Genomic DNA, 16,175 nt, shown 5'->3' with positions numbered 1-16,175 from the left:
CGTCAATTACTGATAAATAGTATGATACAAAAGTGAGCAATAATGAAACGTTTTAACGAAACTGTATCAATTACAAAACAGTATTTGGATATACAAATAAGAACTGCCCATTAAGCTAAGCAATATTGTGGCTGTAATCACATATTTTTTTTAACCTATTGGGTGAAATTATTAAAAACGTCAGTTCGAGTGTTTTTTGTGTAGTAAAACGGAACAAACTTCTCGATACGCTTCTCACTCGAAGTGACGTGTATCGAGAACCGTTTTTAATGAGATTTTTCTTGTTCTCGATACAATTTTCTATCGAAAATTACTCGAACTGACGAAAAATTATCATTAAAAACTAATTTCACCCAACAGTTTTTCTATTAAAAATTTGATTGGAATTTTAAAACGGAATTTTAGTAGAACTAACCGCCAGATTAGTACTTGCTTAAGCAACAATTTTGCTGTTATTTTGATTTGTAACTATCGCATTGAAATGAATAATTGTTTTTCCTAATTTGATTAATTCTGTTTTAACCAAAACGATGTCATTTTCAAAAGCAGGATTAAAAAAATCGACATTTAAATTAATAGTAGGATAGAAGTTTTCTAAACCAAGTATCATAAAATTAACTCCTATACAGTCATCAATCATACTTGAAATGACACCTCAATGTAACATTCCTACTGGATTGGTCATTTCTTTTCTAACTATAAATTCAAGTTCTATTGATTTATCGTTTACAGAAACTACCGTCCCATTCAGCCATTTGGCGAAAGGAGACGGGCTTCCTGAAAATGGTTTACCAATAAAATTTTTAAGTAATTGAAGTCTTTTTATTTTCCATTTTTATTTATTTAGCTAAAAATTCTAATGCTTTTTTTACAAAATCTTCGTGGTTTTGGAATATTGAACCGTGACCTGCATCCTTGTAAATAATTATCTCTGAATTTTTTATGCGATTTTTTAATTCGTATGAATTACTGGCAGGAACCATTTTATCGTTGTCTCCGTTTACAACTAAGACAGCTTGTGTAATTACTGATAAGTCTTGCGGAGCTTGCAATCCATAAGCCTTTATTGCTTCGAGCTGATGTGTCAGGTGTTTCATTTTCAATTTCCCGCCTCTATTTTCTTTTCTTTCTTTTATCCTTTTAAGATAACTTTTTGCCGCTTTGTGTCCATTAGCATTGCTGTTAAAGAACAAATAGAATTTTGGATTTCTGAAGGTAAAATTCCCTTTGATTACATCTTTGATAACTACGGGTGTCATTTTGCTGATACCAGCACCACCAGCAGGTCCGGTACCAGCAAGAATTACTTTGCGTACAAGTTGTGGCTCACGAAGTAAAATTTCCTGTGAGATGAAACCGCCCAATGAAAATCCGAAAAGGTCAACTTTTTGATAACCGAGTGCTTTTATAAAAGCTATTGCATCTGTAGCCATTTCGGCAACATTTTTTGGAGTTACTCCTCCTGTAGAACCTATACCTCGATTATCAAAGCCAATGATTGGATGTTCGAAAGCGAAGCCTTCCATAATTTTTGGGTCACAATCATCCATTGTAGCGGTTAAGTGATTTAGAAAAATTATTGGTAAGCCTGGTTTATCTTCGCCAAGTTTGCGATAATAGAAATCTGTTCCTCCAACATTTACGGATTGTGTTTTTACATTTTTGAAGTTCATAATTGTAGTTTTTAGTGAATTATAGGGAGATAGTTCCTGTGTTTTAATCCTTTGATTGTTTTTCTGATTGTTCTTTCAGCTTTATCAACCAATTATGAAGATCTTTACGAACCATATTAGGTGCAAAAATTTTCTCCATTCTTGTTTTGGGACCATTTTGCGATTCGTCTGAAATAACCTTACAGCCTTCTGCGGTTGGTATAATCATCCATGCATTGTAAATGGTAATTTTTTTATTATCGGTTTCCCCCAGCCAAGCTACGTTATAAGGAGGTTTGAATTCCTTTATAGTTGATGTGAATTTACCTGCCGGAGACCAGATAAAAACACTGGATGAATTAAGCTTACCATCAGGTGAATTTAGCAGCTTAATACCTTCGGCTTTTTTGTTCAATTCTGGCCATTTGGCAGTATTGATGAAAATATCCCAAACTACTTGAGGCGAAGCTTTAATGTCTATTTCGTTGTGTATGAAAAAATCAGATTCTGTTGGTTTAAACCCTTCCGGCCAGTTGATTTTTTCGGAATAAGGCAAACTTGACTGAACTGCTTTTTTGTGTGAATAACAAGAAGAAAGCAGCAATGGCATACTAATGAAGCCGGCTAGCATAAATAACTTTGTTGTTTTCATTGTGTAAGATATTTCGTTTAGTATTCATTTTTTTATTTTTGACTTGCGAGATTTTTTTTGATTTTCATCATAATACTATCAGGCATAAAACTTGACAGTTTAGAATTAAACCAGTTTTCAAAGCCAACTACTTTTTTTCCTTTTCCGGATAAAAGATGTTTTACACCTTGCACTGCCACTTCTTTAGGATGCATTGGCTTGGTTTTGTGAAGATTAGTAGCTTGCATTTCTTTTGTAGTAAAACCAGTATCTACCGTGCCTGGATAAAGGGATGTAACGATAACACCAGTGCCGTCTAATTCGGCATCAAGTGTTTCGCTAAATGCCTTTACAAAAGCTTTGGTAGCAGAATAAACAGAAAAATAAGGCATTGGTAAAAATGAAACCACTGAGCCTATATTCATAATTCGACCGGATTTGCGACTGACCATATCTTGTGAAAAGAGCTTGGTCAATACCACCAAACTGGAAATGTTTAGTTGAATCATGTTCAGTTCTTCTTCCAATGACGTTTCAATAAAATTACCATAGTTGCCTACACCTGCATTATTTACCAGGTGGGTTACTAATAAATTTTGTTGTTGAACCTTTTTGTAAAGGTCTTTAGCAGCATTTACATCAGAGAGATCTGCAGCAAAATATTGGACCAGAATGCCATACTTGTTTGTAAGTTCTGCTTGCATTTGCTGCAATTTAGTTTCAGTACGGGCAACCAATATCAGGTTCATTTTTTTTGCAGCCAATTGATTAGCCATTTCATAACCGATTCCGGATGATGCCCCGGTGAGCAATATATATTCTTTCATATCGAGTAAAATTTATGTGAGTTATAGTTTTTATTTATTTCAACTGTTATTCTTTTGATTAGACCTAACAGGTTTTTAAAACCTGTTAGGTCTCCGTTGAACCCCAAAGTTTAGTAGCGAGCAGGAGTCCAAAATCGGTTGAAGCTTCTGTAATTAAGATCGTTTTTTTTATTTTTATTAATGTTTAATTTCATTATCAATCTCAATACTTGGAGGCATTAGCTTATACATCACAGGAGTCACAATTCTGGATAGTATGGTAGAGCTTATTAGTCCGCCAATTAATACAATTGCCAATGGTGCAATTAAAGGATTTGAGTTCAACGCAAGAGGAATAAGTCCACAGATTGCTGTAATAGAAGTTAGTACCACCGGTAAAAAGCGGGTTTCTCCGGCAATAGCAATCGCTTCATCAATTGAATATCCTTCCAGTCGCAATTGATTGGTAAAATCTACCAAAAGGAGCGAATTTTTAACCTGAATTCCGGAAAGACCAATAAAACCAATAATAGCGACCAATGACATAGGACTTCCGGTAATAAGCAGTAATACAACGCCTCCTAAAACGCCTAACGGGATAATAGAAAGTACAATGATTATTCCCTTGAATGTTTTGAACTGCAATAGCAATACACCAATGAAAAGGAACGTGCTCAGAATAATTACCGCTAGAAAATTTCCTCCCAAAGCATCACCTTCAGATTCTTTTTCTCCGGACAATTTATAATAATATCCTTTTGGCATTTTTAGTTTATCCAATTTAGGTATAATCTCTACCAACAGATCATTAGCGTAATAACCCTTTCCTGATAACGCCGTAACTTTCGAAAAACGCGATTTATTGAAATGATTAATTGCTGTTGGTGAAGTTTCAAAAGATATTGTCGCAATCTGATTCAGTGCAATCGGAGTACCCTGAATGTTATTTACATACAAATTTTTAAGTGCATCCAGATTAGAAAACTTATCTCTTGGGAGTGTGAGCGTAACATTTCGTGCATCACCGCGGTCATCGATGTAATCTCCAACGGTTAATCCTGCCACGGCAAGACGAATTACTTTGTCAGCCTCGCTTGTTAAAACACCAAGTGTTCTTGCTTTTTCTTTATTGATTTTTACTTTGACATCTGTTTTATACGTATTCAACTCATTATTAATGTAAACCGTTCCTTCCTGATTTCGTAAAATATTTTCTACCTGAGCCGATAGTTTACGTAAAATGGCCGGGTCTTCTCCGAATAGTCTCACCACAATATTTGCTTCTAAAGGTGATCCTTGTTCAAAGTCTTTTACTTCAACTTTGGCATAGGGCATTGTTTTAAATTTTTCCCTTAGTTTTTCAATCAATGCTGTTTTTTCATTAGGGTTTGCCTCATCATCCAATTGAACAAAAATCTGAGCAAAGTCGGGCTTTCTGTCTTGTGGATGTACATTGTAATAAATTTGCGGATTCCCTTTACCAACGTTGGCAGTATAAAACACAATTTCTTTATGGTTTTTTAACTCCGCTTCCACGATTTTTGTCACCCTGTCACTCTCTGATATATTAGCCTGCAGCGGTAGTTTTATATTAATTAGAAACATTGGTTTTTCTGAAGTTGGAAATAATTTAAATCCGGTTGCCTTAAACAATCCAAAAGCGGTAATGCTTAAAAATATAGATATAGCAATAGTTGTTTTTGGGAATTTTAATGCTTTAGGCATTATGTCCCTGTAACTTCTGGTAAGGAATTTTTGCAAATATTGAAGAAAGACATTTCCTTCTCCGTGTTCGTGTGTTTTTAAAAATCTGCTTCCCAAAAATGGAACTAATGTCAAGGCCACAATCATAGAAGCCAATACACTTGTAATAACCGCCATTGGAAGACTTCTAATAAATTCACCCGAAACATCAGGAAGAAAAGCCAGCGGTAAAAAAGCAATGACAAGTGTAGCCGTACACCCCACAACAGCAATTCCTATTTGTTTTGTGCCTTTTAAAACGGCATCCATTTTAGAATGACCTTCACGAAGCCAACGCTCGATGTTTTCTACTACTACAATACTATCGTCCACCAATAATCCTAAAGCTACCACTAATCCAACAATACTTAACTGGTTTAAGGAATAGCCCAAAGCATTCATTGCAATCAGCCCTAAAGCCAATGATAATGGTATCGAGATCATCACTATTAGAGATGCTCTTGATCCTAACGGCAATAATGTAATAATAACTAAAATGATCGCAAGTGCAAAATCAAAGCCCAAATGTCCTAAACGCTGTGATACCATATTAGCCTGATCAAAGTTTTTAACCAGTTTGATATTTTGAGGTAAGTCTTTCGAGAATTCTTCTACGATTGGTGAAAATTCTTTCTGAACATCGGTAATATTTGCATTGTCTTTCATTCCGGCAGTAACCAAAATGCATCGGTGTCCGTTTATACGGGTAATATGATCTACTGTTTGAGATTTGTAGCCCACTTCGGCAACATCTTTCATATAGATTATTTTTCCGTTTGCATTATAAATGACGGTATTGGCAACATCTTCTGCGTTTTTAAATTTACCGCTGGTTTTTACATTAAACACTTTGCTGTCAAGATCGATGCTTCCTCCCGGAATATCGGCTGCTTCACTTTGTAAACTTCCCATCACGAGGTTTAAGGGGATTTTTAATTGTGCCAGTTTATCCAATTGCAAATCAATACGAATTTCCTGCTCAGGAATTCCAGCATATTTTACATCCTTAAGATTGGTGATTTTTTCTATTTTTGTCTTCAGTTTATCAGCCTCATCACGCAGTTTTTTGTCAGAGGCATTTTCTGAAACTAATGCTGCCTGAAGAATTTTCACATCTGATGATGCGATTTTCTCGGTTTTGATCTGATAAATATCTTTTGGGAGTTCGCTATTTTTCAGTGCGTTCATTTCAGTAGAGATCTCCTGATATTTATTATCGACGTCTACGCCATATTTAAATTTTACCTGAAAAGCCGCTACACCATCTTCAACGGTAGTTAATATTTTGTCAATGTTTTCAAGTCCGTAAATTTTATTTTCGATAGGTTTTACAACTTGTTCCTCCATATCTTTTGGACTGGTACCCGGATAAATAACCGTAATAAGATACTGGGGCGGGTGAGTGGAAGGGTCTTCTGATCTTGGCATCGAAAATAGGGTAAGATACCCCACAACGGCTACCAGAAGAAATATGATCAGTGTAAACTGATAATTTTTGACGGCAAAGTTTGTAATTTTCATACTGTTAGTTATTTAATGATTTTGATCGTCGATTGTTCGTTTAGATAAGCACTGTTAGAGATCACTATCTGATCTGTTTTCTGAAGGCCGTCTTTTATGAATACCTTGTTATTTTCGAATTTACTAATCGTAACAGGCTGACGTTTTACTTTGTTATTGGCTGCAATAAATACAAAGGCTTTGTTACCATCAGCTTCAATAAGCGAATTATAAGGGATGATGATAAAATCTTCTGCATTTTCTGCTTTAATTTCTGCTTTCCCAAACATACCAACTGCCGGTTTACTGTTTTTCATATTCAGTTTCAATTCTACCTGAAAAGAACCTACTGCTGCATCTGCAGATTGTGACTTTCGAAAAACAAAAGCATCAAAGTGCTCTTCGGGATAGCCATCAAGGGTAACAACTGCTTTCTGACCAATTTTTGTTGATGCCCATTCTTTATCTGTCAAACCAATTTTTAATAAATAATTGTTATTTTGATTTGTTTCATTTATTGCCAGAATAGGAGATCCGGCACCAACTACTTCTCCTTCGTTAGCTATTTTACTGGCTACAAAACCATCGGCAGCAGCATATATTTTAGCGTAACGGGCATTAAAAGCAACGGCATCTTTCTGCTTTTTAGCAATGTCAAGACCAGTTTTTGTGTTTTGAAGCTGTTCTAAGGTGTACACACTGTCTTTGTATAAATTGTTGGCGCGGTTGTAATCACGTTCGTATTTTTTTACATTCAAATCCGTTTGATTTAAACCGGCATTAATTTCGGTTGCATCTAATGCTGCCAAAAGTTGGCCTTTTTTAAAAAACTGTCCTTCTTCTACATAAATTCGACTCACCACACCACCAATTTTAAAACCATAATTGGCTTGGTTTTCTGTGGTTACTAATCCTGATGCACTTATATTATTTATAAGTGCCAAAGATTGAACTGTTGCTGTTTTAATTGGGATAATATCAGCAGTTTCGAATGGTGTATGTTCTTTTTTTTCTTTTTTACACGCATAAAATAGAGGAAGGGCAAGAAGACATAGTGCTATCGTTTTTTTACTCACAAGTGTAAAAATATTTTTTAGGTATTCGTGACCCGAGCCTGAAAGGCGAACGGATGTAATAATCTTTGATTTCATGATTTTTTGTGTTTAATTAAAAGTAAAAGTTGCATTGGCTCTTTCTAATTCTGCAAAAGCGATCCAGGAATTATAAAGGGCAATATTGGTATTAAGCTGAGCGTTTACCCATTGATTTTGTGCGTCGAGAAGTTCAATATAGATCGCCTGACCTTCTTTGTATAATTTGGTTATATCCTCATTATATTTTTTGGCGGATTCTTTTTGATTTTTATCGGCGTAGAATTGCTCTAAAGCTGATTTCAAATTATTCTGTGAAACCTGAAACTGAAGCAATAACTGCTGTTTTACATTATCGATCTGAGAACTGATTTTTTTACTGTCTTCTTCTGTTTGTTTGAGTTTGAATTTATTTTTGTTGCCTGAAAAAATATTCCATTCTAAACCTACTCCTGCAAAATAGTAACGTGATTGTTTGTTTACTTCAAAATCAAAATCCTGAATTCCAAAATCAGCAAATCCGTTTACCTTTGGAAACCAATACGACTGGGTGAGCTTGCTTACGTTATCGTTTATTTCTTTTACCTTGGTAAGTTTTTGTAATTCTTCCCTGTTTTGGGTATTCTCTGAAACAGCCTCAATTGGTGGCGCTTCATTTTCATCGACTTCAATTGCTGCATCCAGCTTTTCATTAAGCAAAAAATTAAAATAAGATTGTGCATTATTACTGTTTTGCTTTGCCGTTTCCAGGTTTGCCTGTATACGTATTACCTCATTATCGCTTCGCAAGACAGCCGTACGGTTTATCTTTTCATTTTTAAATAAGGATTTGTTTACTCTTTGGTTTTCCTTAACCAATGCTAAAGCATCCTGATAAATTTTAATTCCTTCAACCGATTGGAGGTATTTGTAGTAGGCTGTTTTTATTTCCTTGACTAATTCCCTTTGATATATTTCCAGTTCTATTTTTTGTAATGAAGTCTGCTGGTTTTTTATTCTCTTGTTATAGATAATTTCAAAATTCAGCAAAGGCATTGTGGTATGAATTTTAGCATCATAGAAATTATCCGGATTAATCAAAACAGACTGGTTCTCTAAAGTTGGAAAAGCATTAGAATTTGTAATTTGATTCAGGGTATTGTATACCGGATTCAGCATATCACCAATCGGAATATCAATTGTTCTTCCTCCTTCAGCCTTGGTATAACTTCCGTTTAAGGAAACGGTAGGATAGAACAGGGAGCGCGCTTCTTTTAAAGCATACATACTTTTGTTAATATCAAAGTTGTGTTGCTTTATTACTTCGTTATTTTTTAGCCCGACTTCAATATAGCCGTCAAGCTTACTCTGTGAATATCCCAGATATCCAATTAAGACTAGCGTCAGAGTGAGTGTTTTTCTTATCATATTATACATTGTTTTTTAATTGAACATTGTTCATTTTTTAAGTCAAAAATTTTTTAAAGCTTCTTTATTATTTTTAAATATTCGTTGTATCCGTCAAACAGGATTGTATCGGGATTAGAAAATTTCACCCCTTTTGTTCTCTGACGTATTTCAAGACAGCACATTCCGTGTACTAAGCTCCAAATCATAAATGAAAGTGGTTCTACATTATGCTCTTTAAAATGTCCCTTATCGATACATTCCTTAATTGTTTTTTTTACATAATTAAATGTATTTGCTCCTTCATTCCAATTTTCATTTTCAGATTTTTCTAAAAATTCCATTGGTGCTTTTAGATTAAACATCAAATCATACATCTCTGGGTTTTCCAAAGCAAATTTTATGTACATAAATCCCATTTTTTGTATACGTTCCATTGGATCTTTGATCGCGAATAATTCTTTAAAATAGCCGCCTAATTCCTGAAAACCAATAGAGTGCAAATCATGCAGAATAGCATTCTTATCTTTAAAATAGACATACACGGTTCCCACACTATAATCTATTTCATCAGCAATATTTCGAATTGTAGTCTGCTCAATTCCTCTTTCTAAAAAGAGCTTTTTAGCTCCTTTTAAAATAAGTGATTTTAAGGCTTCTTTTTCGCGTGCTTTTCTTTCTGCTGTACTCATAGCTGTAATTTATGATGCAAATGTATGAATATTTTTTGAACAACGTTCATTTTTTTAAACAATAATTTTAAAATTAATTTGCTAGTTATTTATTTAAGCTAGTTTTCGAAGAAAGTATAAAATTTCTTCACCTTACTCAACTGTTACATCTAATCACATTCTTTAAGTATCTTCTGTGATTTTTTGGTGAATTTTTCGCTTTTCAATCTTCGCGGTCATTTTCCATAATTTATTGTTTAATTATTGTTAAAATAAAGATTATAATATTTAATAGCCGTATAACTTAATTAAGTATAACTTGAACGCTGAGTAATCGTCGCAGCAGGATTTCCAAACCGTTTAATTATATGAGATAAAAGTGATTAAATAGATCAAAACGGGCATAAAAAAACGCTAAATCGAATGATTTAACGTTTTTTTAGAATGATCCGTAAAGAATCCTAGTCAAGCAACAGAATGTATTGAGATTCACTATCGGTTTCTGTATTTAAAACTAAAAACAGTGTTTGTTTCGGTCCTAGTTTTCTAATTTGCCTCAACAATTAGGGCTTGCTTTTCACTTATAAGAGGTAAATTTGCATATTTGCAGATATAGCCTATTAATTTTTCGTGCATTAGTTTGATGTTTCATTAAAACAACCCAAGGTATAAAAAAGGACTTTATTTCACAGCATCATTTATAGTCTGGCTATCTACAAACTGCTCAAAACTGATAATCTTACTGTCTTTTAATTTCCAAACGTGAGCCACTCTGGCGGTGAATAATTTACCTGTAATTTTATAGGTTCCCGTGTAAGTTCCGTAAGCTACTACTTTATCATCGCTGGCAACATAATCTTCAGGAGTAAATTTATAATCAATCCATTCGCTTCCTAATCGGCTAAAGACATTTTTGGTTACATTTTCTAAGCCAATGTAAGTTCCTGCGTAGGGAAAGCCTTTTGCTTCTGTCCACGAAATATCTTCGACAACATATTTAGCCAAATTTCGACCATTTTCTTCCGAAGTTTTTCCTTCGTAAGTACTTTTTACAATTTCAAGATTTGTCATTGTCTTTTTATTTAAAGAACAGCCTGATAATACAAAGAGTGCCGCCAGGCTGTAAATGATTGATTTTACCATTTCATTTCTCCAGTATTCACTCTTGCACCAATCATTAAGGCAGTTTCAAAAGTAAGTGTTGGATATTTTGTTTTCAAAGCCGTAATTAAAGCTTCTGATGTTTTATTGGTTTTCAAAGCTTCTTCGTAGAATTGAATGTAACTTTTGGTGTGATTTACAGCAGCAATATCAAATGGAGAATTGGAATTAGCATGAGCCGGAATTACAATTTCAGGTTTCAAAGCCGAGATTTTATCTAAAACGGCAATCCAGTTTTTACGGGCTTCAGTAGTTTGAGCATCCGCCATCCAAAGATGAAAAGTAGTTCCAAAAACATTAATTCCGCCTACAACTGCTTTAATAGAAGGAATCCATACAAAAGTTTTATTTGGAAATTCTTCCAAACCAACAATTTCTAATTTCTGACCTTCAAATTCAATGCTGTTTCCTTTTAAAACCTGCGGCAAAACAACATTTGATGTAATAGCTTTATCTAATCGTTCGCCCCAAACGTCTAATTTCTTTTGTGCCGTAGCCTTAATTGCTTCTACAGAAGCAGGTGATGCATAAGCAACTACATCCGGAAAATATTTTTTAAATATTTCTAATCCAAAATAGTAATCAGGGTCTGCGTGAGAAATAAAAATTACAGTTAATTTTTTACCACTTGATTTAATCTCCTGTGCTGCTTTTTCGGCATCCGCTAAAGTAAATTGCGCATCAATTAAAACTGCGTCTGTTTTTCCCGATACAATTACCGATGCTACACCAAAGTTGTTTTCTGATGCGTTGTAAACCTGAAGTTTTAAATCTTTACTTTGAATTGTTTTGAAACTTTGTGCTTGTGATTTCATATTCAATAAAATTAAAATTGTTATAAATACTCTCGAGATAGTGTGTTTCATTTCTTGTGTTGGTTTAAATTAACACTGCAAAGATGAAATGAAATGCAATCTTAAAACATTAAACTAGTTTAATAAATAAAGGGAAATCTTATTTTTTGACAGCAATTTTCTTTCGAATATTACTCAAAAAAACATTGGTAATACCCAAATAAGCAGCTATTTGTATGTTAGAAAGTCGTTGAATAAGCTGTGGGTATTTTTCTATAAATTCGATATAACGGGATTCTGCTGTTTTGCTAAGGTTATCTATCATTCTTCGTTGAAGAGCAACGTGCGTTTTTTGTGTCATTACCCGAAACAGCTTTTCAATTTTAGGTAAATTAGCATAAGCAAACTCCTTATCTTTTTTAGAAATCACAAGCACTTCGCTGTCTTCGAGTGCTTCTATGAAAAGTTGCGAAGGGGTTTCAGTAGTAAAACTATCAATATCAGTAATCCACCAATTTTCAATAGCAAAATAGAGTATTTGTTCAAAACCATTTTTATCAATATGATAAACCCGAAAAAGCCCTTTGGTAACAAAACCTTCAAATTTGCAAATCTCGCCTTCTCTGAGTAAGAAGTTTTTTTTGGGGATTAACGTTTGCTCAAATAAATTGTAAAAATCTTCTATTTCATTTTCTGAAAGAGAAATATGTTTAGCAATATTTTGTTTTAAAAGTGCTTTCATATAACAGTATGTAAAAAATGCTTGAGAAGTATTTTTTTAGCCTTGCTAAGATACATAAATATTTAAATAAGCTATTGGTCTGGTTCTGCCGCATTTGGGAATAACTTTTATCTTTATAAATTTAAACTCATCCAATAATGAATGCTAAAGGTCATTGTTGTCTAAAATCCATAATCCTTCAGGCCGTCTATTTCAAATTAAGATTTACACTGACTATGTTTAAATCATTTTGTAAATTAGCAGTTTAACTTTTGAATTCCTTAAATATTCGTATTTGATTCTGATAGATGTGACAGAACCGCCTTAGCTTTTTGTGACAAAATCGAAGGCAACTCCAGTAGCAGAGTAACACATAAATGCATGGTAGTGTTTTACATTTGAACCCAGTTGTTGTAAACTATTTTCATGTAGAACTTTTTACATTAATCTTGTAGAGATTGGTGACTATAAAAAACAAAAAGCCTATGAATCTGCATTCTGAGGCTTTTTGTTTGGTTCGAAAACTTGAGTGTTTTTACTCTAGATTCCAAAACTGGATTCCACCTTTTAGGTCGATTGATACAAGCTGGCTTTCATCTTTTGAAACTTTTAATTTATTTACGGTTGCTTTATGATCTGTAAGTGATTTTAAAAGTTCACCGGTTTTTTTATCCCAAACTCTTATAGAACGATCAATACTAGCGGTATAAATTTTATTTTTAGCAAATTTTGCTGTGGTAAGATTCATGCTGTAATCATCTTCATATACTTTACTTTCATCTTCTATATCATGGGTAATCCAATTGGGATGCTTTACTTTAAATTCCGTTTGATGAGTATTACTGTTGTATTTGGCACATTCATTATAATTTAAAGAAAGAAAATTTCCTTCACTATCCATGTCCGTAAATTTCTTTAGGTCAACTGAAATTTCTTTTTGTACCGTATTGTTATTCATATTCCAATAGGTAACTTTATTTGAAGTTACAATTGCTGCTATGTTTTGTTTGTCTATTTTTACAATAGTTCCTTTTGGAAAATCAGATGGCAATATCAATTCCTGGTAATTTTTGGCTGCATCCCAGACATATTGGTTTTTTTTCTGATCCTGAGTGATCAGATAATTGAAATTATCCGAAAAGAAAACAGCACTAGACCAAGTTGTTTTTAATGGCAGTTTTTTTATGATTTTTCCATTTTTCTCATTGATTAAAAGAATACTATTTTCTAAAGTTGCAGCTGCAATTTCTTTTCGCTGAGGATGATAAGCCAGCGAATAAATTTCATCTGCAATTTTTACAATTACAATTTCTTTTGGATTGCCATTTATTCTTTTGGAAATTCGCCCACTGAAAGTAGAAACAAGAACTGTGTCTTTGATACCAGTATAAACCACATCTGTATAGGATACCGGGTTGATATTAGTCAGTTTAGGGATAAAAATATTTTGGCTTTTACAACCCAGTATTAAAAAAAGTAAAATGAAAGCTGATAGGATTTTATTGTTTTTCATATAATTTTATATTTTTATCATTCTGCTTCAATTTTACATCTGCATTTTCGTCACTGGTAGATAGTGTTATCGTGTTTTTTCTATCATGGTTATTTAATATTATTGCTGCAGCTCCTTGTGGCTCTGATAGTAATAACAACTGCATGTTGTTTTTCGAGTCTAAAGACAGAAAAGCATTTCCTAAATAGTCATCAGTAACATAACCTCCTCTTTCCTGTCCTTCTGCATCATAGAGCATGACACCTGAAACGCCAACCTTATTTCTAGAATTTGCCCTGCTGCCATAAGTGCTTAAATTAGGCTCAGGTAAGTGCGAACCTATAATAACCCGCTCGACTCCAAGTGAATCAACAACAACAACACCTCTGACTTTTATTATTTTATCCTGAAAATCAACAACTTTTGTATTTTCATTACTGGAAAAAGAAAAAAGGTAGAAACTAAAGGCTAATAGGTTGCAAATACTTAGTGCATAAAAAATTTTGGACTTCATTTGGTTTATTATTTAAATTTATATTTTGGCGTATTATAAAAAAGTTAGAGCAATATCTCTGGATTTAAGTTTCCATTTTGCGTCTTTTTTTTCAAAAATGACATCAAACCTAATCTCGTTTTCAATTCCTCGAATTTCTATTGTTTTTTTTTTGTCTCTTATATGGATATTTTGGATCAAATGAGCATCTGATTGTGGATGAAAGGAACCATATAAAAGAATTTAAAAAGGTGTCTAAAAAACAGTTCAAAACTATAAAATTAATTATATTCTAGTGGTTACTTATCTGTTTTTTTTCTCATTGTTTTCTCATTTTAATTCTATTTCAAGAGCCTTGTGAAGATTTCATCTAAAATTCCAACTCCGATTACATTATGTCCATTCTGTATCTTTTTTTTGTACATACGGTTTACCTGATAAAACCGCTTAGAGTAATTCTCATTTTTTACATATTTAAGATTAATAATTTAGCGAAGTTCATTTTTGGAGGATTAGAACATGCCATGCCTGCATTACTTTTTCACACCTTTCATCCTTGTTTTGTTTGGATCTCAGTCTTCTGATTACGCCATCCAGATGCGATTGTTTCTACAAAATGTTATAATCGTCAAAAAAAGGGCTGCATGGCGATATCGTGATTAAATGTGGCTTTGTTGCCATGTCTTGTCCTGAAAATGCATGGTCAATTTGACCGTTTTTTTTTACAATTTTGATAAAGTGAGCTTAAATTATGACCGGATAAAAAGTTTCCTTTATAGTTTCAAAACAGGTGGCAAATATTCGATTGCTGTTGCCCAGAGCCCACCTAGAAACTCTTTAAGAAATTAAGTTTTTTTTTATGTCTATGTCTTTTTTATTATATCTTCTTTTTGCAGGCAAGGATTATAAATCTGCACTATCGGATACTTACAATTTATGTGGTATTAAGACATCATAGTAAAACAATAAGATAACTTTAAAATCATAAGGCACAAGAAATTAATACTTGTGCCTTTTGTACAAATTTATTTTGTTATTTATTTGCTTTTCCTTAAAGAAATTATCGATTGCAAAATAACCGAAATCATTGCAAAAAATAATCCGATATAAAATGAAATATTTATTTCTTTGCTTTCATCAAAAAACATAAATGCTAATATAATTGCATAAATCGGTTCAAGATTGAAACTAAGATTAACAGTAAAAGCAGGAATCTTTTTCAATATTTCGGAAAAAGAAACATACAAACCAACAGTACAGAAAAGTGACAATAAAATCAAATAGAAAGTATCTTTCAAATTAGGAATAAGGTTTTCTACAGGAAAATAATAAAGATAAACAGGAAGTAAAATCCCTAAACTAATTGTTCCACCCATCATTTGATAATAATTGATAATTTTACTATCGTAAATTTTTACAAGTCTTTCATTGTAAATTGTATAAAGTGCTGCAAAAGCCGATGAAATTACACCTAACATTATGGCTGACTGATAAGAAGTATCAAAATGAAAAATCAAACTGATACCTAACAATGTCAATGCACTTAACAATAATTCAGAGAATTTAAACTGTGACTTATCAATAAAAGGTTTGAAAACCGCAGTAAAAAAACTTGTCAAACAGTAACAAATAACACCAATTGAAATATTGGAATATTTAATACTCGCATAAAAGAAAACCCAATGTATTGTAATTAGTAGGCCTATTTTAGCAATTCCAAACTTTTCTTTTGATGTAGTTCGGTCAGCTATTCTGAAAAGTTTTAGAATTAGGAACAAAATGACAGCAGAAAATGATACTCTGTACCAAGTTAATAAACCTTCATTAAGGGAAATGAGTTTTCCAAAAACACCGGTAAAGCCGGCAAGTATTACAGCAAAGTGTAATAATAAATATGATTTTTTCATAAAAAAATTATCTACCAATCCTCTAAGGACAAGATTTTTAAATTAAAATTTAATTGAGAATTTTAAGTACATCAAACCTGCGAATGAAATATCCGAGCAGTACTTTTAAATTTCTAAGAAATATTAA

At 33.1% G+C, this 16,175-nt stretch carries 15 protein-coding genes; 1 reads left to right on the top strand and 14 read right to left on the bottom strand.

Features of this window, described 5'->3' with window-relative positions:
- Positions 1 to 433 precede the first annotated feature (433 nt).
- Positions 434 to 640 carry a PaaI family thioesterase gene (locus tag BUE10_RS23620; protein ID WP_083597915.1) on the bottom strand — a complete coding sequence of 69 codons (207 nt, stop codon included), beginning with the start codon at positions 638 to 640 and terminating at the stop codon, positions 434 to 436.
- Positions 641 to 647: 7 nt separating this feature from the next.
- Here BUE10_RS23620 and BUE10_RS23970 point away from each other — a divergent pair, with 7 nt between their 5' ends.
- On the top strand, positions 648 to 815 hold the full coding sequence (locus BUE10_RS23970) for a hypothetical protein (RefSeq protein ID WP_159439048.1): 168 nt from the start codon (positions 648 to 650) through the stop codon (positions 813 to 815).
- A 24-nt stretch (positions 816 to 839) separates the two neighbouring features.
- Here BUE10_RS23970 and BUE10_RS01445 read toward each other — a convergent pair whose 3' ends face one another.
- The 13 genes from BUE10_RS01445 to BUE10_RS01385 form a co-directional block, all read right to left on the bottom strand.
- Positions 840 to 1,673, bottom strand: coding sequence for an alpha/beta fold hydrolase (locus BUE10_RS01445; RefSeq protein WP_073481486.1), 834 nt, complete (start codon positions 1,671 to 1,673; stop codon positions 840 to 842).
- Positions 1,674 to 1,716: 43 nt separating this feature from the next.
- Positions 1,717 to 2,304: an SRPBCC family protein gene (locus tag BUE10_RS01440; protein ID WP_083597914.1), complete on the bottom strand. Its 588-nt coding sequence runs from the start codon at positions 2,302 to 2,304 to the stop codon at positions 1,717 to 1,719.
- 32 nt (positions 2,305 to 2,336) lie between these two features.
- Positions 2,337 to 3,110: an SDR family NAD(P)-dependent oxidoreductase gene (locus BUE10_RS01435; protein ID WP_073481482.1), complete on the bottom strand. Its 774-nt coding sequence runs from the start codon at positions 3,108 to 3,110 to the stop codon at positions 2,337 to 2,339.
- Positions 3,111 to 3,287: 177 nt separating this feature from the next.
- Entirely contained in the window at positions 3,288 to 6,353 is a 3,066-nt protein-coding gene (locus BUE10_RS01430; RefSeq protein ID WP_073481479.1) for an efflux RND transporter permease subunit, read from the bottom strand.
- Positions 6,354 to 6,361: 8 nt separating this feature from the next.
- Positions 6,362 to 7,483: an efflux RND transporter periplasmic adaptor subunit gene (locus BUE10_RS01425; RefSeq protein ID WP_083597912.1), complete on the bottom strand. Its 1,122-nt coding sequence runs from the start codon at positions 7,481 to 7,483 to the stop codon at positions 6,362 to 6,364.
- Between the two features lie 12 nt (positions 7,484 to 7,495).
- Entirely contained in the window at positions 7,496 to 8,830 is a 1,335-nt protein-coding gene (locus BUE10_RS01420) for a TolC family protein (protein ID WP_234984694.1), read from the bottom strand.
- 53 nt (positions 8,831 to 8,883) lie between these two features.
- Positions 8,884 to 9,501 carry a TetR/AcrR family transcriptional regulator gene (locus BUE10_RS01415; protein ID WP_073481477.1) on the bottom strand — a complete coding sequence of 206 codons (618 nt, stop codon included), beginning with the start codon at positions 9,499 to 9,501 and terminating at the stop codon, positions 8,884 to 8,886.
- 660 nt (positions 9,502 to 10,161) lie between these two features.
- Entirely contained in the window at positions 10,162 to 10,551 is a 390-nt protein-coding gene (locus BUE10_RS01410; RefSeq protein ID WP_073482980.1) for a nuclear transport factor 2 family protein, read from the bottom strand.
- A gap of 65 nt (positions 10,552 to 10,616) precedes the next feature.
- Positions 10,617 to 11,507, bottom strand: a complete 891-nt coding sequence (locus BUE10_RS01405; RefSeq protein WP_073481474.1) for an MBL fold metallo-hydrolase — start codon at positions 11,505 to 11,507, stop codon at positions 10,617 to 10,619.
- Positions 11,508 to 11,595: 88 nt separating this feature from the next.
- Entirely contained in the window at positions 11,596 to 12,177 is a 582-nt protein-coding gene (locus BUE10_RS01400; RefSeq protein ID WP_073481471.1) for a Crp/Fnr family transcriptional regulator, read from the bottom strand.
- 514 nt (positions 12,178 to 12,691) lie between these two features.
- Entirely contained in the window at positions 12,692 to 13,669 is a 978-nt protein-coding gene (locus BUE10_RS01395; RefSeq protein WP_073481469.1) for a WD40 repeat domain-containing protein, read from the bottom strand.
- The gene (locus BUE10_RS01390) at positions 13,656 to 14,162 is read right to left on the bottom strand and encodes a hypothetical protein (protein ID WP_073481467.1); all 507 of its coding nucleotides are present in this window, start codon (positions 14,160 to 14,162) and stop codon (positions 13,656 to 13,658) included. Before BUE10_RS01390 ends, BUE10_RS01395 begins: the two co-directional genes overlap by 14 nt.
- A gap of 1,016 nt (positions 14,163 to 15,178) precedes the next feature.
- Positions 15,179 to 16,048: a DMT family transporter gene (locus tag BUE10_RS01385; RefSeq protein ID WP_073481464.1), complete on the bottom strand. Its 870-nt coding sequence runs from the start codon at positions 16,046 to 16,048 to the stop codon at positions 15,179 to 15,181.
- Positions 16,049 to 16,175: the final 127 nt, after the last annotated feature.

Origin of the sequence: Flavobacterium sp. CF108 (assembly GCF_900129795.1) — a bacterium.
Classification (GTDB): domain Bacteria; phylum Bacteroidota; class Bacteroidia; order Flavobacteriales; family Flavobacteriaceae; genus Flavobacterium.
Note: the sequence above shows the minus strand (reverse complement) of the source record. Positions and strands in the feature narration are given on the sequence as shown.

Excerpts from the sequence above, each read along its gene's own strand:
- BUE10_RS23970 (WP_159439048.1), top strand. The coding sequence starts at position 648 with ATGACACCTCAATGTAACATTCCTACTGGATTGGTCATTTCTTTTCTA.
- BUE10_RS01440 (WP_083597914.1), bottom strand. The coding sequence starts at position 2,304 with ATGAAAACAACAAAGTTATTTATGCTAGCCGGCTTCATTAGTATGCCA.
- BUE10_RS01390 (WP_073481467.1), bottom strand. The coding sequence starts at position 14,162 with ATGAAGTCCAAAATTTTTTATGCACTAAGTATTTGCAACCTATTAGCC.
- BUE10_RS23620 (WP_083597915.1), bottom strand. The coding sequence starts at position 640 with ATGATTGATGACTGTATAGGAGTTAATTTTATGATACTTGGTTTAGAA.
- BUE10_RS01400 (WP_073481471.1), bottom strand. The coding sequence starts at position 12,177 with ATGAAAGCACTTTTAAAACAAAATATTGCTAAACATATTTCTCTTTCA.
- BUE10_RS01385 (WP_073481464.1), bottom strand. The coding sequence starts at position 16,048 with ATGAAAAAATCATATTTATTATTACACTTTGCTGTAATACTTGCCGGC.
- BUE10_RS01415 (WP_073481477.1), bottom strand. The coding sequence starts at position 9,501 with ATGAGTACAGCAGAAAGAAAAGCACGCGAAAAAGAAGCCTTAAAATCA.
- BUE10_RS01395 (WP_073481469.1), bottom strand. The coding sequence starts at position 13,669 with ATGAAAAACAATAAAATCCTATCAGCTTTCATTTTACTTTTTTTAATA.
- BUE10_RS01435 (WP_073481482.1), bottom strand. The coding sequence starts at position 3,110 with ATGAAAGAATATATATTGCTCACCGGGGCATCATCCGGAATCGGTTAT.
- BUE10_RS01445 (WP_073481486.1), bottom strand. The coding sequence starts at position 1,673 with ATGAACTTCAAAAATGTAAAAACACAATCCGTAAATGTTGGAGGAACA.
- BUE10_RS01405 (WP_073481474.1), bottom strand. The coding sequence starts at position 11,507 with ATGAAACACACTATCTCGAGAGTATTTATAACAATTTTAATTTTATTG.
- BUE10_RS01425 (WP_083597912.1), bottom strand. The coding sequence starts at position 7,483 with ATGAAATCAAAGATTATTACATCCGTTCGCCTTTCAGGCTCGGGTCAC.
- BUE10_RS01420 (WP_234984694.1), bottom strand. The coding sequence starts at position 8,830 with ATGATAAGAAAAACACTCACTCTGACGCTAGTCTTAATTGGATATCTG.
- BUE10_RS01410 (WP_073482980.1), bottom strand. The coding sequence starts at position 10,551 with ATGACAAATCTTGAAATTGTAAAAAGTACTTACGAAGGAAAAACTTCG.
- BUE10_RS01430 (WP_073481479.1), bottom strand. The coding sequence starts at position 6,353 with ATGAAAATTACAAACTTTGCCGTCAAAAATTATCAGTTTACACTGATC.